This window comes from Arthrobacter sp. NPDC090010 (genome assembly GCF_044748305.1).
Taxonomy (GTDB): domain Bacteria; phylum Actinomycetota; class Actinomycetes; order Actinomycetales; family Micrococcaceae; genus Arthrobacter_E.
Map to the genome: position 1 here is coordinate 455,628 of NZ_JBIVFT010000002.1, position 19,492 is coordinate 475,119.

Sequence of the window (19,492 nt, forward strand, 5' to 3'; positions counted from 1 at the left end):
CTCAGTAGCCGTCTTCGGATTTCAGGGAGCGGTTCAGCAGCAGCGGACCCAGCTCGTCGACTGCCAGCCTACCGTCCAGGACCGCCACCACGGCGGCCGTGATGGGCATTTCGACGCCGTTGCGCGCCGCGAGTTCCTGCACCGCTTCGGCCGATTTCACCCCTTCGGCCGTCTGCGTCATGCGTTCCACCACCTCGGGGAGGGTGAGGCCCTGGCCCAGGAGTTTCCCGGCGGTGTGGTTCCTGGACAGCGAGGATGCGCAGGTCGCCACAAGGTCTCCGAGGCCGGCCAGGCCCGCGAGCGTGTGGGCCTCTCCTCCCAGGGCGATGGCGAGACGGGTGGTCTCTGCGAGGCCGCGCGTGATCACGGATGCCTTGGTGTTGTCGCCCATGGCGCGTCCCTCGCAGATGCCGACGGCCAAGGCGATCACGTTCTTCACGATTCCGCCGATCTCCACGCCCACCACGTCGGAGCTCGTGTACGGCCGGAAATAGGGGGCGGTGCACAGTTCGGCCACGTAGTGCGCCGCCTGTTCATCGGAACACGCCACCACGGAGGCAGTCGGTTCCTCGCGAGCGATCTCAAGGGCGAGATTGGGGCCGGAGAGCACCAGGATCCTGTCCTCGTCCGCCTCCCACTCCTGCGCGATCACCTGGCTCATGCGCTCATCGGTACCGCGCTCGAGGCCCTTCATGAGAGAGACCACCAGGGCCGTCGGCGAGACGAAGTCCTTCCAGACGCGCAGCTGTTCGCGCAAGGATTGCGCAGGAACGGCCAGCACGACGACGTCGGCGTCGGACAACGCGTCCTCGACCCGGTCCGTTGCACGTACCGCCCCGGGCAGCACGGTGTCCTGGAGGTACCGGTGGTTGCGGTGCTCCCGGTTGATCTCCTCGGCCACTTCTGAACGGCGGGCCCAGAGAACCACGTCCCGTTGTTCCTCGGACGTCCCGGCGGCATCCCCGAGGACCTTGGCGAAGGTGGTTCCCCAGGAGCCTGAGCCCATCACGGCGATCTTCAGGGATGTCTGCGACCGTGGCAATGAATCAACCGGGCTCATGCCGCGCCCTCCCCCGGAGTCTCCTCGGACGAGGACCCGGCGGCAGGGGCCGAGCCCTCGGCATCATCCGTCAACCGGCCGGTCGCCTTCTGCCCGTGCGCGGCCGCATCCCACCGTTCACGGGGCGCTTCCTCGCCACGGAGCTCGGCCACCAGGACCGTGATCGCATCCATGATGCGCGCCGTCGCCTCGGTCAGGACGGTCTTGGTCATCGGTTTGCCGCGGAGATCGTCCAGGTCCACCGGCGGGCCCACCAGCACGCGGACCTTCTTGCGTGGGAAGGGATACAGGCGCTTGGCGTAACGCGGGAAGAGTTCTTGCGCGCCCCAGTGCCCCACAGGGACCACGGGCGCCCCGGTCTGAAGGGCCAGACGGGCGGCGCCCGTATGCCCCTTCATCGGCCACAGATCCGGGTCACGGGTGAGCGTCCCCTCGGGGTAGATGATGATCGAGCCTCCGGCGTCCACCACCTCCTGAGCCACCCTGAGCGAATTGTTGGCTCCGGCCGAGGATCGTTCCACCGGCACCTGGCGCGTGTTGTGCAGCAGCCAGCCGACGAACGGGATCTTGAAAAGACTGGCTTTGGCCAGGAAGTGCGGCGGTCGCTTGGCGTTGTAGAGCATGTGACCGACCACGATCGGATCGATCTCGGTGACATGGTTCGGCGCGGCGATGAAGCCACCGTCGGGGATGTTCTCCAGCCCCTTCCATTCCTTGCTCAACGTCAGGTTCATGAGCGGGCGGAGCACTGAGGCGAGGAAGACGAACGTCGCCCCGCTGACACGGCTCTCCTTCATACCCGTGGTCGCCATTCGGTTCAGGCCTCCGTGAGATCGAAATCGGCGCCGAGTCCGGCGAGCTTGTCGGTGAAGTGCTCGTAGCCCCGTTGGATGACTTCCGTCCCGGTGACCCGGGAGACACCAGTGGCCGCGAGCGCCGCGATCAGATGGCTGAATCCACCCCGCAGATCGGGCACGTCGATGTCAGTGCCCTGCAAGGGCGTGGGGCCTGAGATCACTGCGGAGTGGAGGAAGTTCCGTTGTCCGAAACGGCAGGGAACGCTGCCGAGGCACTCACGATGAAGCTGGATGTTCGCCCCCATCCGGGACAGCGCCTCCGTGAACCCGAAACGATTCTCGTAGACGGTCTCGTGGACGATCGAAACACCTTCGGCCTGCGTCAGCGCGACCACGAGCGGCTGCTGCCAGTCCGTCATGAATCCGGGGTGCACATCGGTCTCGAGCACCAGCGGGTTGAGCTTGCCACCGGGGTGGTAGAAGCGGATGCCCTCGTCGGTGATGTCCATCCCGCCTCCCACCTTCCGGTAGGTGTTCAGGAAGGTCATCATGTCGTGCTGCGCGGCCCCGGCGACGAAGATGTCGCCCTGGGTCACCAGCGCTGCGGACGCCCAGGAAGCCGACTCGTTGCGGTCCGGCAGCGCACGGTGGTCGTACCCGCTCAGTTCGGGAACACCCTCGATCCGGATGGTGCGGTCCGCCTGGACCCCGATGATCGCCCCCATCTTCTGGAGCACGGCGATCAGATCGATCACTTCGGGTTCCATCGCAGCACCGCGCAGTTCGGTGATGCCCTCGGCACGCGTGGCGGAGAGCAGGACCTGTTCCGTGGCGCCGACACTCGGGTAGTCGAGGGTGATCCGGGTACCCTTCAGGCCGTCAGGGGCCGAGATGTGGATGCCGTTGACCGTCTTCTCGACGACGGCGCCGAACTCGCGCAGTACGCGGAGGTGGAAGTCGATGGGCCGGTCACCGATCCGGCAGCCTCCGAGATCCGGGATGAAGGCCGCACCGATCGCGTGGATGAGAGGCCCGCACAGCAGGATCGGAATGCGAGAGTCCCCCGCATGGGCGTCGATCTCCGTATGGGAGGCCTTCGTCGCATTGGAGGGGTCCAAAGTGAGGTCCCCGGTCACCGGGTCCTTCTCCACGGATACACCGTGGAGCTGGAGCAGGCTGGTGACGACCTCAACGTCCTTGATTTCAGGGACGTTGCGGAGGACCGACGGTGCGTTGCCCAGCAGAGCTGCCACCATGGCCTTGGGCACGAGGTTCTTCGCCCCTCGGACGGTGACCCGCCCACTCAGCGGAACCCCGCCACGGATGGTCAGCACACTACTCATCGACACCTGTCCTCGCGTTCCGGCGGAGCGGGCCCTGGCGCCGCTCCTCATCAAGCATAGAAGCTCCTCCCAGCTTAGGGGCCAGCGGCACGGTGGGCGCACTTCGTCCTGCGTCGGCACGGCTGCGCCGTAGCCCGGTTCCGATCAACCGCTCCAGAAACATGACGACGCCGGCCTCCCTGTACGGGAGACCGGCGTCGTCATGTTTCTCCGATTCAGCCCAGAGCCGTTCAGCTCTGAGCCGTTCAGCCCTGAGCCGTTCAGCTCTTGGCGGGCAGCGTCTTCGGCTTGAAGGACGGCCGTGTGGCTTCGTAGGCGGTGATGTCCTCTTCGTGCTGCAGGGTCAGGCCGATGTCATCCAGGCCCTCCAGCAGACGCCACCGCGTGTAGTCGTCGATCTGGAACGGTGCCACGACATTGCCGCACTCCACCGTCTTGGACTCCAGGTCCACTCGGATCTCGGTGCCTGGCGCGTTCTCCAGAACCTTCCAGATCAGCTCGATGTCGTCCTGCGCAACGACGGCGGCCAGAAGCCCCTGCTTCCCGGAGTTGCCCCGGAAGATGTCGGCGAAGCGCGCGGAGAGCACCACCCGGAAGCCGTAGTCCTTGAGCGCCCAGACGGCGTGCTCGCGGGACGAACCGGTGCCGAAGTCAGGGCCCGCCACCAGGACGGAACCGTGGTTGAACGGTTCACGGTTGAGAATGAAGTTCTCATCCTTGCGCCAGCCGGCGAAGAGGGCGTCCTCGAACCCCGTCCTGGTGATCCGCTTGAGGTATACGGCGGGGATGATCTGGTCCGTGTCGACGTTGCTCTGACGCAGCGGGACGCCGACGCCGGTGTGAGTGGTGAATTTTTCCATCATGTGCTCCTGCGAAATCGTCGGTGCGCCGCTCAGGCGGCAACGTCCTGAGCCAGCGGTTCCAGATCCGAGGGAGAGCTCAGCGTGCCCCGGATGGCGGTGGCGGCGGCCACGACGGGCGAGACGAGGTGAGTGCGTCCGCCCTTGCCCTGCCGGCCTTCGAAGTTGCGGTTCGAGGTGGAGGCGCAACGCTCCCCCGGCGCCAGCTGATCCGGGTTCATGCCCAGGCACATCGAGCATCCTGCGAAGCGCCACTCCGCACCGAACTCCTTGAACACCTTGTCGAGCCCCTCGGCTTCAGCCTCCAGGCGGACGCGGGCCGAGCCCGGGACGACCATCATGCGGACGTTCGGGTCCTTCGACCGGCCCCGGATGATGTCCGCTGCCGCTCGCAGGTCCTCGAGTCGGGAATTGGTGCAGGAACCCAGGAACACGGTGTCCACCCGGATCTCCTTCATGGGGGTCCCGGCTTCCAGGTCCATGTACTCGAGGGCCCGGCGAGCCGCGGCCTTCTCATTCTCGTCACCGAAGGAGTCGGGGTCGGGAACGGCCTGGGAGAGGGACACGCCCTGGCCCGGGTTGGTGCCCCAGGTGACGAACGGCTCCAGGGTGTCGGCGTCGAGGAAGACCTCTTCGTCGAAGACCGCGTCCTCATCGGTGGTCAGCGTCTTCCAGTACTCCACGGCGGCGTCCCAGTCGGCGCCTTCCGGCGCGTGCGGACGGCCCTGGACGAAATCGAAGGTGGTCTGGTCCGGCGCCACCATGCCGGCACGGGCGCCCGCCTCGATGGACATGTTGCAGATGGTCATGCGTGCTTCCATGGAGAGCGCGCGGATGGCCGAACCACGGTACTCCAGGACGTAGCCCTGGCCACCGCCGGTGCCAATCTTGGCAATGACCGCCAGGATGATGTCCTTGGAGGAGACGCCCGGCTTCAAGGTCCCCTCGACGTTGATCGCCATCGTCTTGAACGGCTTCAGGGACAGCGTCTGGGTGGCCATCACGTGCTCCACCTCGGAGGTGCCGATGCCCATGGCCAGAGCACCGAAGGCACCGTGTGTCGACGTGTGCGAGTCCCCGCAGACCACGGTCATGCCGGGCTGGGTCAGACCGAGCTGGGGTCCCACCACGTGGACGATGCCCTGTTCCTTGTCACCCAGCGAGTGCAGGCGGACACCGAATTCCTTGCAGTTGGCCCGCAAAGTCTCGATCTGGGTACGGCTGGTGGGGTCCGGGATCGGCTTGTCGATGTCGATCGTCGGGGTGTTGTGGTCTTCCGTCGCGATCGTCAGATCGGGGCGGCGTAGCGGACGGCCCGCCAGACGGAGACCCTCGAAGGCCTGCGGAGAGGTCACCTCATGGACCAGATGGAGATCGATGAAGAGAAGGTCCGGCTGGGCGTTGACTCCTTCGCCTTCGCCCTTGCGCACCACGTGTGCGTCCCAGACTTTCTCGGCCAGCGTCCTGCCCATGGCCTCTTTCTCCCTTCGATCCGCAGACGGTTGTGCCCGCGTTGTTTCGTTGCTGTCCTTCAACTGTTCCAGCACCGGCGGCGTCAGTGCCAGCGAAACTGATTTGCATCTCAGATATTGAGACGGCAATATCAATGTATGGACACATCAAGTGGCGTCGGAGTCATCGACAAAGCAGCACAGGTACTGGATGCCCTCGAGGCCGGTCCCACCACCCTCGCCCAGCTCGTCGCCGCCACCGGGCTCGCCCGTCCGACAGTCCACCGGCTGGCTCTCGCCCTGGTCCACCACCGCCTGGTGAGCCGCGACATTCAGGGCCGTTTCGTGCTGGGCAGCCGTCTGGTCGAGCTGGCGGCCGCCGCGGGTGAAGACCGGCTGATCGCCTCGGCCGGGCCAGTGCTGCTCCAATTGCGCGACGCCACCGGCGAATCCGCCCAGATCTTCCGCAGGCAAGGCGAGTGGCGCGTCTGCGTCGCCTCCGCCGAACGCCCGGTCGGGCTGCGCGACACCATCCCGGTGGGCACCCAGCTCTCCATGAAGGCCGGCTCCGCCGCTCAGGTCCTCCTGGCCTGGGAAGACCACGACAGGCTGCTGGAAGGACTGCAGAGCGCTCGCTTCACCCCCACCGTTCTGGCCGGAGTACGACGGCGGGGCTGGGCACAGAGCCTGGGCGAACGCGAACCCGGCGTCGCGTCCGTCTCGGCCCCCGTCCGTGGGCCGTCCGGCAGAGTGATCGCTGCGGTGTCGATCTCCGGACCCATCGAGCGACTGACCCGTCAGCCGGGCCGGATGCACGCCGAAGTGGTCTGCAATGCGGGCCGTCTCCTCACGGAGGCCTTGCGCAAGACCGGCGACTGAGGAAATCCTGAGGCCATGACTTCTGCAGCCCGCTACGCCGTGTTCCTCCGGGGCATCAACGTCAACGGCATCACCATCAAGATGGCCGAGTTGCGTACCTGTCTGGACAGGCCCCCGTTCTCGGCCGTGAAGACCCTCCTGGCCACCGGCAACGTGGTCCTGGAATCAGAGGCCCCGGCAGCCGAGGTCAAGACCTCCTGCGAGAATGCCCTCCGCGAGCGTTTCGGCTACGAAGCCTGGGTCATCGTGACCACTCCGGAGGACATCGACCAGGTCATCGCGGCCACTCCTTATCCGGCCGACGATCCTGCCATGCACTCCTACGTGACCCTGGCGAGTGATCCCGCAGTCCTCGATGCGCTGGTGAAAGAGGCCGCGTCGCTAGGAGCAAATAGCATCGTCCGGCTGACCCCGAACGCCATCGCCACACAGGTCGCTGTGGGGTCCAGCACGGATGCCCCGGTGTCCAAGCTCATGATGAAGGCCGCCTACAAGCCCTTCACCACAACCCGCAACCTCCGCACCCTGCTGAAAGTCCAGGCCGCCCTCGCCTGAGGAACGCGGGGTCACTTAGAGCCCTCCAAACCCCATTTATTGGGCCATAAGTGACCTCGCGTTCCGGAAAGCCACCCCGCATTCGGTGGGAAACGAAAATCCCCGGCCCATGAGGACCGGGGATTGAATGGTGACCCCAGCGGGATTCGAACCCGCGTTACCGCCGTGAGAGGGCGGCGTACTAGGCCGCTATACGATGGGGCCGAAGTACACGCTCACCGGAATCCCGGCTCGCGCCCGATGCCGATCGGATCAACCGATCAGACGAAAAGCCATCCCTGCGGTTCAACCGCATGAATGACTTCGTGACCCCAGCGGGATTCGAACCCGCGTTACCGCCGTGAGAGGGCGGCGTACTAGGCCGCTATACGATGGGGCCGGAGTACTTTCCTGCTTTGATTCCCTGAGGAAACATTGCGCTGGGATACCAGGACTCGAACCTAGAATGACGGTACCAGAAACCGTAGTGTTGCCAATTACACCATATCCCATCGGCATTTCAGGACAATCTTCGGCTCCCCTTACGGTTCGCCGTGCCCCTCAGCACGAGTAATAACTTTACCCGTTCCACTGGCAGGTGACAAATCGGCGAACAGCCGGATTCATCACACCCCGTCATCGAACCGGTTCGGCCTCGCCGCGCAGCACATCCAGCCCCAACAACGCTGGCAACTCGGTGAGCGAACGGATCATGGTCCGCTCCCCCGTCAGCCGCATCCCACCAGGAACCGGGGAGTTCCCCGAGCTTCCGCTGCCGGACACCCCCCGGTTCAGATAGACACCCCGCAGACCTGCCGCCACGGAACCGTCATGATCGACGACGGGGTTGTCACCCACGTACCAGCAATCCGCCGGCTCCACACCGATCAGGCGCGCTCCTTCGTGGAAGATGGCCGGGTCCGGCTTGGTCACGCCGAGCGTGTCCGTCCCGACCACGACGTCGATCCGTTCGAGTCCCGCATAGCCGAGCTTGGCGCGCTGGAAGGCCTCGACGTTGTTGCTCACGGCGCCGTACGGGATACCGCTCTCATCGAGCAGGTCCAGCATCGGCGGAACATCAGGGAACGACGTCACCCCGGTCTCGGCGAGCTCCGCGAAACGCCTCACCCAGCGTTGCGCCAGGTCGTCCTCCACTGCCAGGTCCAACAAGGCCGAAGCCCGGTGAAGCCGGACAACACGCATCTCGACGAAGCTCAGGCGGCCGGCGAGGTAATCGTCATAGGAACCGGAGAGGTCCTGGACGAAGTGCTCACTGAAGGTCCGCCACAGACGGTACTCCTCGGCGTCGTCGCCTGCAGGCACCCCTGCGCCCAGACCGAGCCGCCGGGCGTCCCGGGGCGACAGCGTCTCCACGAGGCTGCCGCCCAGGGCGGTGGTCATGGCCGACGCCAGATCCACCAGGGTGTCATCGATGTCGAACAGGACGCCCGTCGTAGTCACGGCGCGTCTCAGCGGGTGGCGCGGAAGGCGCGCAGACGGGCCAGGGAGGACTCCTTGCCCAGGATCACCATCGACTCGAAGAGCGGCGGTGAGATGCGGCGTCCGGAGATCCCCGTGCGGACCGGGCCGAAGGCGAGGCGCGGCTTGAGCCCGAGGCCATCCACCAGCGCGCCGCGCAGAGCATCCTGGATGGTCTCCGCGTTCCAGTCCGCAAGGGCTTCCAGAGCGCTCACGGCCGCGTCGAGTGCCTCGCCGGCGTTCTCCGGCAGGCCCTTCAGGGCGTCCGGAGCGATGTCGATCGAGTCGTCCGCTTTGAAGAGGAACGCGAGCATCTCCGGAGCCTCGCCCAGCAGGGTGATGCGCTCCTGAACCAGCGGAGCGGCCTCCGTGAGGATCTCCTCCTCCCGTTTGGTGAGGGTCTCCCCCACCAAACCGGCGGCGCGCAGATACGGCACGAGCCGATTGCGGAAGTCCGCTCCGTCGAGCAGACGGATGTGGGTGCCGTTGATGGCGTCGGCCTTCTTCTGATCGAAGCGGGCCGGGTTGGCCAGGACATCGTGGATGTCGAAGTTCGCCACCAGCTGGTCCACCGTGAAGATGTCCTCGTCCGCGGAGAGCGACCAGCCGAGCAGTGCCAGGTAGTTCAGCAGGCCCTCCGGGATGAAGCCCTTGTCCCGCTGCAGGAAGAGGTTGGACTGCGGGTCACGCTTGGAGAGCTTCTTGTTGCCCTCGCCCATGACGTACGGCAGGTGGCCGAAGAGCGGCATGTACTGCGCGACGCCGATGGCGTGCAAGGCGCGGTACAGCGCGATCTGGCGAGGCGTCGAGGACAGCAGATCCTCGCCACGGAGCACATGGGTGACTCCCATCAGCGCATCGTCCACCGGGTTGACCAAGGTGTAGAGCGGCTGGCCATTGGCCCGGACCACCACGAAATCCGGCACGGAACCGGCCTTGAAGGTGATCTCACCACGGACCAGGTCGTTGAAGGTGAGATCCTCGTCCGGCATGCGCAGGCGCAGCACGGGTTCACGGCCCTCGGCCTTGAACGCCGCAACCTGGTCCTCGCTGAGTTCGCGATCGAAGCCGTCATAGCCGAGCTTGGGATCGCGGCCCGCGGCACGGTGCCGTGCCTCGATCTCCTCCGGCGTGGAGTAGGACTCGTACACGTGCCCACCGGCCACGAGCTTGGCGATGACTCCCTGGTAGATGTCCCCGCGCTGGGACTGGCGGTAGGGCTCGTGCGGACCACCGGTGACCACGCCCTCGTCCCAGGTGATGCCGAGCCAGGCCAGAGCCTCCAGGAGCTGCTGGTAACTCTCCTCGGAATCCCGCTGCTGATCCGTGTCCTCGATGCGGAAGATCATCGTGCCGCCGGTGTGACGGGCGTAGGCCCAGTTGAACAGGGCGGTGCGGATCAGGCCGACGTGAGGAGTGCCCGTGGGAGAAGGGCAGAAGCGCACCCGGACGGGGGTGTTCTCATCGACACTGGGGATTTCGGGCCTGTTGATTTCGGAACCAGAGAGTTCAGCGCTAGTCATAGTGATTCCATCTTAACGACTCCCCGCACGGAATTTTCCGCCCGACGCCGGCAACCCTGCGCCCGATGTACGCGAATGGCCGGTGCAGAGGCTCTGCACCGGCCATTCGCGTACACCGGATTCCGGATACACCAGACAGGGGATCTGGATGAATCAGCGGCGGACCACCGGGTTGCTCAGAGTGCCGATGCCCTCGATCTCCACCGATACCCGGTCCCCTTCATTCAGGAGGCCGACGCCGGCAGGGGTTCCGGTGAGGATGACGTCGCCGGGCAGCAGGGTGAAGGCCCGGGACACCTCGGCGACAAGCTCTTTGACGCCCCAGATCATGTCCGCCGTGTCGCCGTCCTGCTTCAGTTCGCCATTCACGGAGGTCCGGAGCGACAGGTTCTCAGTGTCCAGTTCCGTCTGGATCCAGGGACCGAGCGGGGCCGAGCCGTCGAAGCCCTTGGCGCGGGCCCACTGCTTCTCACGACGCTGAACGTCGCGGGCGGTCAGGTCGTTCGCGCAGGTGTAGCCGAAGATGACGTCGTCGGCCCGCTCAGCGGGGACGTCCTTGCAGATCCGGCCGATCACCACGGCCAGTTCACCTTCGAAGGACACCTCTTCGCTGAACTCGGGCAGGAAGACCGGTTCTCCAGGGCCGATCACGGAGGTGTTCGGCTTGAGGAAGAGCAGTGGCTCCTCCGGAACCTCGTTGCCGAGTTCCGCTGCATGCTCGGCGTAGTTGCGGCCGACACCCACCACCTTGCTGCGCGGAATGATCGGCGCCACGAGGCGGACGTCCTCCAGCTGGTGCGTGGTTCCCGTACGTTCCACCCCATTGAAGAAGGGGTCTCCGTGGATCACGGTGATGGTCTCGGCACCTTCCGGGCCGTCCACGATGCCATACAGGGGTTCAGAGTCAACAACGAAACGGGCGATACGCATGGTGCTAAGTCTAGGGTGCGAGGGACCCGGAACGCTTGAGTATCCGAACCGCCCGGATTTCGCGCTCTGATTCGACGCGCGCGCCCCAATTGGGGCGCCGAAACCACATCAGGGCGCGAAATACGCGCGCCGCAGCGACTCACTCCGGACCCCGTGCACCTTCACGAACAGTCAGCACCCCGGCCAGATCCAGGTCAGCCGCGGTGCCGTCCACCCCGGCACGGGAAAGGAGCGCGGCACCGAGAGCCGCACTCCAGAAGGTCCTCGCCTCCACATCGAGAGGACGTTCAACGGTCCATCCGCGGGCGTCCACAAGCTGCCGGACGAACCGTTCGGACTGGCGGAAAAGCAAGTGCACGTGCTGCTCGACCACGGGAGCCAGTTCAGGCTTGGCGACGCCGGTGGCCAGGGCTCGCGCCACGAACGGCAGGGAGGGCAACGCGAGCACTGCGCGCGCGATGTTGCGCCTGAAGGTTTCGGCGTCGGGCGCCCGGCGTCCGATGCGTTCGACCCGCCTCGTCTCATGCAAAAGGTTGAAGAACGCGGCATGCAGGAGCAGCGAATCCTTGGAGCCGAAGTGATAGGTGACCTGATTCGGAAACGCCCCAGCCGCGGCGGCGATCTCCGAGACACTCGGCTCGGCCCCACGCCCTTCAGCACAGAGCCGGGCTGCCGTCTCAATGAGGCGATACCGGGTGACACCACCCCGGGCCGCCCCCGCAGGAGGCCTTTTCGCGCCTTGTTCTCTCCGCATCCTCAAATTGTATGTGATACAAATTGACCCATAGTTGTATGTCATACAAGAAAGGTGGGCATCATGGACTTCCCCGAAGTCGCCATCACCGGCCTGGGCGCCATCACTCCCCTCGGCCCCGACGTCACCTCAAGCTGGACGGCCTTCCTGGCCGGCGAGTCCGGACTGCAGACTTTGAAGCTGCCCGGCTTGGCGGAATCCGGTCTCCCACCTCAGGTCGCCGGAAGGATGGTCGTGGACCCTGGGACCCTGCTGGATCCGGTACAGGCCAAGCGCCTCGACCGTTCGCAGCAGGCCGCACTGGTCGCCACAGCGGAGGCCTGGACCGACGCCGGCGCACCGGACCTCGACGCCGGCCGCCTGGCGGTCGCCATCGGCACCGGTATCGGAGGTGTCGAAACGCTGCTCGGACAGGACGACGTACTGGAGGGCCAAGGAGCGCGCCGCGTCTCTCCACGCACCATCCCCATGCTCATGCCCAATGCCGCGGCGGCGACCGTCAGCATCCAGTACGGTGCCATGGGCGGTTCGTACACCCCCGTATCCGCCTGCTCTTCCGGGGCCGAAGCGATCGCACTCGGTGCCCGGCTCATCCGCGCCGGAGAAGCGGACGTCGTCATCGCGGGCGGCACCGAAGCCGCCATCACTCCGATCACGGTGGCCGGATTCGCCCAGACCCGGGCTCTGGCAGGTCCGGGGACGGACCCGGCCTCAGCCTCACGGCCGTTCGCCTCAGATCGCGGGGGCTTCGTCCTCGCCGAGGGCGCCGCCGTCGTCATCCTGGAACGGGCCGATCACGCACGGGCGCGGGGCGCACACATCCATGCCATGCTCGCAGGGGCCGGCATCACCTCCGATGCGCACCACATCACGGCGCCGGCTCCCGACGGTTCGGGCCAGATCGCAGCGATGCGCAAGGCCTTGGCCCAGGCGGGGCTCGTCCCTGAGCAGATCAGTCACATCAACGCGCACGCCACGGGCACACCGGTCGGTGACAGCGGCGAGGCGCGAGCGATCCATGATGTGTTCGGCCGAACCACGGTCACGGCGCCCAAGGCGGCGTTCGGACACCTCTTCGGGGCGGCCGGAGCCCTCGAGGCACTGCTCGCCGTCCTCAGCGTGGAACACGGCGTCGTCCCGCCGACGCGGAATCTCACTGAGCACGACGCCGATCCGGCGATCGAACTGGACATCGCCGTCGAACGCCGCGATCTTCCTCAGCCCGCGGTACTCAGCAATTCATTCGGATTCGGAGGGCAGAACGTCTCCCTCGTCATCACGACCGCTCCCCGCGGCGCGCAGGAGTAGTCCTCCTCGGCGCCCCCGGACCGCGATGTCCGAATATCGCCAGTGCATGGCCGTGACACGGAGGACACTGGAGTCTGTGGCATGGTGGCAGGCCAACGGGCCCCACCATGCCGGACACATCGTCCACGCCGTGAGCTCCCGGCTCCTGGAGCACGGAGACCGCGAAACATGATGGCCCGATTCAGAGCGGCACCCTCTGCCGCAGTGCTCAGTCAATTCCTCATGCTGGCGCTGGCCTGGGGTTCCAGCTTTCTGTTCATCAAGATCGCCCTGGAGGGACTCTCGCCGTCCCAGGTGGTCTTGGGACGGCTGCTGGCGGGTGCCATGGCTCTACTGGCCGTGACGGCGGTGACCAGGCAGCGGCTGCCGCGCGATCCGGCGATATGGGGGCATCTGGCGGTCGTCTCGGTCCTGCTCTGCGTCGTGCCGTTCTCCCTGTTCAGCTGGGCCGAGCTGCATGTTCCGTCCGGGCTTGCCAGCATCTACAACGCGACGACGCCGCTGATGACGCTGCTGGTCGCATCCGTTGCACTGCCCGAGGAGCGCCCGAACCGCAGCAAGCTCGCAGGCCTGCTGCTTGGATTCATCGGCGTCGTGGTTGTCCTCGGGCCTTGGCGCGGACTTTCCAGAGGTGAGGGCCTGGCTCAGGCAGCCTGCCTGCTCGCCACCCTGTCCTATGGGCTGGCCTTCGTCTACCTGCGGCGGTTCGTCTCGCCGCGCGGTTTACCCGCGCTGCCGGTGGCGACCGTGCAGGTCGGGCTCGGGGCCGTCATCATGCTGGTGCTCGCCCCGCTGACCGCCACGGATCCGGTTCACCTGTCGTGGCCCGTGGTGCTCAGCGTTGCAGCTCTTGGCATCGCAGGAACCGGGCTGGCCTATCTGTGGAACACGAACGTCGTGGCCGCCTGGGGCGCCACCAATGCGTCAACCGTCACATACCTCACCCCGGTGGTGGGCGTGGCCTTGGGAATCGCGGTGCTCGGTGAATCCGTCTCCTGGAATGAGCCGCTGGGGGCCGTGGTCGTCGTGGCCGGCATCGCCCTCAGCCAGGGACGCATCTCCTTCGGACACCGCTCTACGACCGATACGGCCTCGGCGGCTCTTCCGGCGGCCCGAACGGGGCCAGGTCGATCCAAGCTGTGAACGACACGCGAACCCCGGACAGGGTGAGCGCGGACTCGTATCCTCTCGGCGATCGGCGCTGCGCTCACTCCCGCGTGCCGGCGTGCTCACGCAGATACCGCAGCTGCGCCGCGATGCTCAGCCGCGCCGCAGGCAGCACCCCGTTCGGCACGTCCGGATACACACGCGCCGTCACGGCGTCGACGTCGTCACCCAGCTGCGCGACGGCGGTCCGCACCTCCGCGAGACGGGCAAGGCGGTGCGCCCGGTATTCATTCACGACGGCGGCCAGTCCGGCACCCAGTCCGCCGTGCGCCGGCAGCACCCGGGTGCCCGGGTTCGACGCCGCGAGCCCGGCCAGCCTCTCAAGGCTCCCGAGGTAGTTCCTCAGCGACCCATCGGGGTGATCCAGCATGGTGGTTCCGGCGCCCAGGATCGTATCCCCGCTCAGCAGGTAGCTCCCCCGCTCCCCCGTCCAGTGGAAACTGAGTGAATCAGAGGTGTGCCCGGGCGTCGACACAACCCGCAACTCACCCGCCGGCCCGAGCGTCTCGCCGTCGCGCAGGGGCGCGCCCGAGCGGCAGAACCCGGCGGCGGCCGCGCGCACGGGTGCACCGCTCAGTTCATGTAGGCGGTCGACTCCGGCGGTATGGTCCGCGTGCCGATGTGTCACAAGGACCGTAGCCGGACTGACTCCGGCCAGCAGCGCGAGATGTCGTTCGTCCTCGGGCCCGGGATCGACCACGAGGCACTCACCATCGGCTCCCAGCACATAAGACTGAGTTCCGTTCAGGCTCATCGGTCCAGGGTTCGGAGCCAGAAGCACCCGAACTCCAGGGGCGACGGCCACGAGGCGGCCAGGGGTCAGGTCCGTACCGGCCCAGGGCAATGGACGGCTTTCAAGCGGCATGTGCCCAGCTTAACCGCCGCCAGGTGCACGCGAATGGCCGGTACCGGAGTCCGGTACCGGCCATTCGCGTGCACATGGCGGCGCGGAAAAGAAATCAGGCGAGGCGGGTCAGCCAGCCGTGGGTGTCCTCGACGGCACCGGTCTGGATACCCAGCAGACGTTCGCGGATGGCCATGGTGACTTCGCCGGCCTTGGCATCCTCGCTGCCGATGTGCTCGGTCTCGTCCTTCAGCAAACCGATGGGCGTGATGACGGCAGCGGTGCCGCAGGCGAACACTTCGGCGATCTCCCCGGAGGCCACGCCGTCGCGCCACTCGTCCAGGGTGATCTTCCGTTCGGTCACCTCGCGGCCCATCTCCTGCGCCACGGTGATGATCGAAGAGCGGGTGACGCCTTCCAAGATGGTGCCCGAAAGTGCCGGAGTGACGAGGGATCCGTCCTTCAGCACGAAGAAGACATTCATGCCGCCCAGCTCTTCCACGGCGTTGTCATTGAACGGGTCCAGGAAGAGGACCTGCTTGCAGCCGTTGGCCTCGGCCTCCATCTGGGCGATGAGCGACGCCGCATAGTTGCCGCCGCACTTGGCCGCACCGGTGCCGCCGCGGCCGGCGCGGGCGTACTGACGGGAGATCCAGATGGACACGGGCTTGAGCTCGCCGCCGAAGTAGTTCCCGGCGGGCGAGGCGATCACACGGAAGGAGACCTCGTGCGCGGGACGGACGCCCAGGAACGCCTCGGTCGCGATCATGAACGGACGCAGGTAGAGCGCCTCACCGTCACCGGAGGGAACCCAAGCAGAGTCCTCGGCGACCAGGCGCTTGATGGCCTCGACGAAGATCTCCTCCGGGAGCTGCGGCAGGGCGAGACGCTCCGCGGACTTGTTCAGTCGGCGGGCGTTCGCATCCGGACGGAAGGTCCAGACGGAACCGTCCGCGTGCCGGTAGGCCTTGAGGCCTTCGAAGATCTCCTGGCCATAGTGCAGGACGCTGGCGGCCGGGTCCAGGCTGATCGGCCCGTAAGGCTCCACACGGGCGTCATGCCAGCCGCCCTTGCCATCCTCGCCGACGGTGTAGTCGACGACGGCGGTGTGGTCGGTGAAGTAATTGCCGAATCCCGGGTTCTCCAGAATCGCAGCGCGTTCCTCAGCGGTCTTCGGGGTCTCCGAGCGCTGGATGGTGAAGGTGACGTCCTGTGCCGTCGCAGTCATGATTCCTCCAAAAGGTACCGCCGGTGCGGCGCCTTGCTCATCGCTGAGGGGACGCCTGCGGCGGCTGGTGAGTTGTCCTTGTCAAGCTTACGCTTCGCGGACGGCTGCGGTGATGGCCTCGCCGATCTCACGCGTGGTGCGAGCAGCACCCGTGCGGGATTCGACGTCGGCGACCACGGCCGTCTCGATGCGTCGGGCCGCCTCGTGATGGCCCAGGTGATCGAGCAGGAGCGCGGCGGAGAGGATGGCCGCCGTGGGGTCCGCTTTCTGCTGGCCGGCGATGTCGGGCGCCGAACCGTGCACGGGTTCGAACATGGAGGGTGCGGTGCGGTCCATGTTGATGTTCCCGGACGCCGCCAGGCCGATGCCACCCGTGACGGCAGCGGCGAGATCGGTGAGGATGTCACCGAAGAGGTTGTCCGTGACGATCACGTCGAAGCGGGCCGGGTCCGTGACCAGGAAGATCGTGGCCGCATCGACGTGCAGGTAGTCGTGGCTGACCTCAGGGAATTCCTGGGCGACAGCCTCGACGGTGCGCTTCCACAAGTGCCCTGCGAACACCAGGACGTTGTGTTTGTGCACGAGGGTGAGCTTCTTGCGCGGGCGCTGGCTGGCGCGGCGGAAGGCGTCGCGGACCACGCGCTCCACGCCGTGCGCCGTGTTGAGGGAGACCTCGGTGGCCACTTCGTGCGGGGTGCCCGCACGAAGGGTGCCGCCGTTGCCTACATAAGGGCCTTCGGTTCCTTCGCGGACCACCACGAAATCGATCTCCCCGGGGTTCGCCAGAGGGCTTCCCACTGTGCCGTACAGGCGTGAGGGGCGCAGGTTCACGTAGTGGTCCAGGGAGAAGCGCAGCTTCAGCAGCAGTTCGCGTTCGATCAGACCGGACGGGATCCGGGTGTCACCCGGTGCAGCACCGATGGCGCCGAACAGGATGGCCTCGCGGGTCTTCAGATCTTCCAGCACGTTCTCCGGCAGGGTCTCGCCGGTCTCAAGCCAGTGCTGGGCGCCCAGGGTGTAGTGGGTGGGCGTCACCTCGACACCGTCGCGTGCGACGGCGGCGGTGAGCACCTTGAGAGCCTCGGCCGTGACTTCAGGGCCGATGCCGTCGCCGGGGATGACTGCCAGATCGATGCTGCTCGCGCTCATGATTCCACTGTGCCAGCGCATCCAGAATATGAGCAACGCATCTCATATTCTGGACAACCGTTCTCTGCGCCCACTCCTGTGATTTCCCACCGCGGTCTGAGGCGGGAGAGGCGCCCATGGCCTAAGGTCGTGAACGATGGAATTCTGGCAGCGCATCAACACCTGGACTCACGAACGCCCCTTCATGGTGGACGCGCTCGTGGCACTCCTCGTCACCCTCGGCGTGGAGGCGGTCTACCTGCTCTCCTTCCTGCCGTATCCCGGCAGCGAGGATCCCATGTACTCCAGCCGGATCTGGGGAGCATTCCTCAGCGTCCCGATGCTGGCCACCCTGGCTTGGCGCCGGACCCGTCCGCGCGCTGCGATGTGGGTCCTTGCGGCGCTCTGCGTGGCGAGCCTGTTCATCGAATACGACCTCGCCGGCGGCATCATCGCAGTCCCCTTCGTCATCTACGCCGCCGCGGCCTACGGCAAGCGCTGGGACGGCCGTTTCTCCCTCATGCTCGGGCTCCTCGGAGGCATCCTGCTGCCCGGGAAGATCCTGCTCCAGAATGTCAGCGACTACTCCCGCGGTGAGCTGCTCGGCGTCGGGCTCGTCTCCGTGACTTTGTGGATGGTCGTGCTGTTCTGCTGGACGCTCGGCGCGCTCACGCGGGCCCGGCGCCTCCGGATCCAGGCCATCGAAGACCGGGCGCGCCGGCTCGAAGTCGAGAACCAGCACGAGCGGGCCCTCGCCGCCGCCGACGAGCGGGCGCATATCGCCCGCGAGATGCACGACATCGTGGCGCATTCCCTCTCCGTCATCATCACGCAGGCCGACGGAGGACGCTACGCCGCCGTCGCCGATCCGGAAATGGGGCGACAGGCTCTGGAGACGATCGCGCAGACCGGCAGGTCCTCCCTCGCGGAGATGCGACGGCTGCTCGGGGTCCTGCGCCAGGAACAGGAAGCCGACTACCGGCCCCAGCCCGGCCTGGAGGACATTCCCGATCTCGTCAACGACCTCCGCGCCAGCGGCCTGTCCGTGCTGCTCACGCAGGAAGGGGCTCCACGCAAGGAACTCCCTGCCGGGGCCGAACTCACGGCCTACCGGCTCATGCAGGAAGCATTGACGAACTGCCTCAAACACGCCGGGCCGGCGGCCTCGGTCGACGCACGGCTGAGCTGGACCGCCAAAGGCCTGGCGGTCTCCGTCCGCGACGACGGACGAGGCGCAGCGGCCGCCCCTCCCGGCCCCGGCGGAGGCAATGGTCTGCGCGGTATGAGCGAACGCGTGGCCCTCTACGATGGAACGGTGACGGCCCGGCCCCAGAGCGGCGGCGGCTTCACCGTGGAAGCCCTCATCCCCTATTCGGAGGCCTGAGCAACAGTGCAGGAGAACAGCCCCATCCGCGTCGCCCTGGTCGACGATCAGCAACTCGTCAGATCCGGGTTCAGCATGCTGATCAACTCCCAGCCCGATCTGACCGTGGTGGCACAGGCCTCGAATGGAATCGAAGCCCTGCAGGCGCTTGCCGCGACGGCGGCCGACGTCGTCCTCATGGACGTCCGGATGCCCGGGATGGACGGTATCGAAGCCACCCGGCGTCTTCTGGAGGACTCTGCCCGGCAGCCGGACGGCTCTCAACGCTGCCAGCTCAAGGTGGTCGTCCTGACCACCTTCGACCTCGACGAGTACGCCCTGGAAGCGATCCAGGCGGGGGCGAGCGGCTTCCTCCTGAAAGATGCTCCCCCCGAGGAACTCCTGGAGGCCATCAGGACGGTGCACCGGGGAGACGCCGTGATCGCGCCCTCCACCACCCGTCGCCTCCTGGACCATGTCGCCCCCATGCTGCGGCACAGCCAGCAGTCCGATGGCGCGCATCAACAGGAACTCGATTCCCTCACGCCCCGCGAGCGCGAGGTATTCGAGATGATCGCCCAGGGCGACTCGAATCCTGAGATCGCCCAGAAGCTCTTCGTCTCCGAAGCCACGGTGAAGACCCACGTGGGCCACGTACTGGCCAAGATGCAGGCCCGTGACCGGGTGCAACTCGTGGTCATGGCCTACGAGACGGGTGTGGTCGTCCCGGGCGGCTCCTGAGCCTCCCTCCGCATGGCCGGGTTCCGTCCCCATCCTGGCTTCTCCCTGCCTGGGTTGATCCCGGCTCATTCCACGGTATGAGGGATCCGCTCGCAAGAGCCTC

At 66.5% G+C, this 19,492-nt stretch carries 18 protein-coding genes and 3 tRNA genes; 6 read left to right on the forward strand and 15 right to left on the reverse strand.

All coding sequences use genetic code 11. The features are described 5' to 3' along the window. Position 1: 1 nt before the first annotated feature. From ACIPXZ_RS04925 to leuC, 5 genes are all read right to left on the reverse strand, one after another. Entirely contained in the window at positions 2-1,060 is a 1,059-nt protein-coding gene (locus ACIPXZ_RS04925; protein WP_400591009.1) for an NAD(P)H-dependent glycerol-3-phosphate dehydrogenase, read from the reverse strand. After that, entirely contained in the window at positions 1,057-1,857 is an 801-nt protein-coding gene (locus ACIPXZ_RS04930) for a lysophospholipid acyltransferase family protein (RefSeq protein ID WP_400591101.1), read from the reverse strand. The genes ACIPXZ_RS04925 and ACIPXZ_RS04930 overlap by 4 nt, the downstream gene beginning before the upstream one ends. A 20-nt stretch (positions 1,858-1,877) precedes the next feature. After that, positions 1,878-3,200 (reverse strand): UDP-N-acetylglucosamine 1-carboxyvinyltransferase, encoded by a 1,323-nt coding sequence (gene murA / locus ACIPXZ_RS04935; protein WP_400591010.1) that lies wholly within the window; start codon positions 3,198-3,200, stop codon positions 1,878-1,880. Between the two features lie 260 nt (positions 3,201-3,460). Beyond that, on the reverse strand, positions 3,461-4,060 hold the full coding sequence (leuD, locus tag ACIPXZ_RS04940; protein ID WP_400591103.1) for a 3-isopropylmalate dehydratase small subunit: 600 nt from the start codon (positions 4,058-4,060) through the stop codon (positions 3,461-3,463). A gap of 32 nt (positions 4,061-4,092) precedes the next feature. Beyond that, positions 4,093-5,532, reverse strand: coding sequence for a 3-isopropylmalate dehydratase large subunit (gene leuC, locus ACIPXZ_RS04945; protein ID WP_400591011.1), 1,440 nt, complete (start codon positions 5,530-5,532; stop codon positions 4,093-4,095). A gap of 138 nt (positions 5,533-5,670) precedes the next feature. On the opposite strand from leuC, the gene ACIPXZ_RS04950 reads away from it, so the two are divergent. Next, the gene (locus ACIPXZ_RS04950; RefSeq protein WP_400591012.1) at positions 5,671-6,390 is read left to right on the forward strand and encodes an IclR family transcriptional regulator; all 720 of its coding nucleotides are present in this window, start codon (positions 5,671-5,673) and stop codon (positions 6,388-6,390) included. 15 nt (positions 6,391-6,405) lie between these two features. Continuing rightward, positions 6,406-6,945, forward strand: a complete 540-nt coding sequence (locus tag ACIPXZ_RS04955; RefSeq protein ID WP_400591013.1) for a DUF1697 domain-containing protein — start codon at positions 6,406-6,408, stop codon at positions 6,943-6,945. A gap of 128 nt (positions 6,946-7,073) precedes the next feature. On the opposite strand, the gene ACIPXZ_RS04960 is transcribed toward ACIPXZ_RS04955, so the two are convergent. The 7 genes from ACIPXZ_RS04960 to ACIPXZ_RS04990 form a co-directional block, all read right to left on the reverse strand. Continuing rightward, positions 7,074-7,149 (reverse strand) — tRNA-Glu (locus tag ACIPXZ_RS04960). Positions 7,150-7,251: 102 nt separating this feature from the next. After that, positions 7,252-7,324: transfer RNA gene (locus tag ACIPXZ_RS04965), tRNA-Glu, on the reverse strand. A 40-nt stretch (positions 7,325-7,364) separates the two neighbouring features. After that, positions 7,365-7,436, reverse strand: a tRNA-Gln gene (locus ACIPXZ_RS04970). Between the two features lie 124 nt (positions 7,437-7,560). Then, complete coding sequence (locus tag ACIPXZ_RS04975) at positions 7,561-8,385, reverse strand: HAD family hydrolase (protein WP_400591014.1); 825 nt, start codon at positions 8,383-8,385, stop codon at positions 7,561-7,563. 8 nt (positions 8,386-8,393) lie between these two features. Next, positions 8,394-9,926, reverse strand: a complete 1,533-nt coding sequence (gltX, locus tag ACIPXZ_RS04980; protein WP_400591015.1) for a glutamate--tRNA ligase — start codon at positions 9,924-9,926, stop codon at positions 8,394-8,396. Between the two features lie 153 nt (positions 9,927-10,079). Continuing rightward, positions 10,080-10,856: a fumarylacetoacetate hydrolase family protein gene (locus ACIPXZ_RS04985; protein WP_400591016.1), complete on the reverse strand. Its 777-nt coding sequence runs from the start codon at positions 10,854-10,856 to the stop codon at positions 10,080-10,082. A gap of 139 nt (positions 10,857-10,995) precedes the next feature. Continuing rightward, a complete protein-coding gene (locus ACIPXZ_RS04990; protein ID WP_400591017.1) occupies positions 10,996-11,610 on the reverse strand; it encodes a TetR/AcrR family transcriptional regulator C-terminal domain-containing protein in 615 nt (204 codons plus the stop codon). Positions 11,611-11,673: 63 nt separating this feature from the next. Here ACIPXZ_RS04990 and ACIPXZ_RS04995 point away from each other — a divergent pair, with 63 nt between their 5' ends. Further along, on the forward strand, positions 11,674-12,918 hold the full coding sequence (locus tag ACIPXZ_RS04995) for a beta-ketoacyl-[acyl-carrier-protein] synthase family protein (protein ID WP_400591018.1): 1,245 nt from the start codon (positions 11,674-11,676) through the stop codon (positions 12,916-12,918). Positions 12,919-13,122: 204 nt separating this feature from the next. Beyond that, on the forward strand, positions 13,123-14,061 hold the full coding sequence (locus ACIPXZ_RS05000; RefSeq protein WP_400591019.1) for a DMT family transporter: 939 nt from the start codon (positions 13,123-13,125) through the stop codon (positions 14,059-14,061). Between the two features lie 64 nt (positions 14,062-14,125). On the opposite strand, the gene ACIPXZ_RS05005 is transcribed toward ACIPXZ_RS05000, so the two are convergent. From ACIPXZ_RS05005 to ACIPXZ_RS05015, 3 genes are all read right to left on the reverse strand, one after another. After that, entirely contained in the window at positions 14,126-14,950 is an 825-nt protein-coding gene (locus ACIPXZ_RS05005) for an MBL fold metallo-hydrolase (protein ID WP_400591020.1), read from the reverse strand. A gap of 94 nt (positions 14,951-15,044) precedes the next feature. Continuing rightward, on the reverse strand, positions 15,045-16,157 hold the full coding sequence (locus ACIPXZ_RS05010; RefSeq protein WP_400591021.1) for a branched-chain amino acid aminotransferase: 1,113 nt from the start codon (positions 16,155-16,157) through the stop codon (positions 15,045-15,047). A gap of 87 nt (positions 16,158-16,244) precedes the next feature. After that, complete coding sequence (locus tag ACIPXZ_RS05015) at positions 16,245-17,306, reverse strand: 3-isopropylmalate dehydrogenase (RefSeq protein ID WP_400591022.1); 1,062 nt, start codon at positions 17,304-17,306, stop codon at positions 16,245-16,247. A 136-nt stretch (positions 17,307-17,442) separates the two neighbouring features. Here ACIPXZ_RS05015 and ACIPXZ_RS05020 point away from each other — a divergent pair, with 136 nt between their 5' ends. Further along, a complete protein-coding gene (locus ACIPXZ_RS05020) occupies positions 17,443-18,669 on the forward strand; it encodes a sensor histidine kinase (RefSeq protein WP_400591023.1) in 1,227 nt (408 codons plus the stop codon). Positions 18,670-18,675: 6 nt separating this feature from the next. Continuing rightward, positions 18,676-19,389 (forward strand): response regulator, encoded by a 714-nt coding sequence (locus ACIPXZ_RS05025; protein WP_400591024.1) that lies wholly within the window; start codon positions 18,676-18,678, stop codon positions 19,387-19,389. The last annotated feature ends 103 nt before the right edge of the window (positions 19,390-19,492 follow it).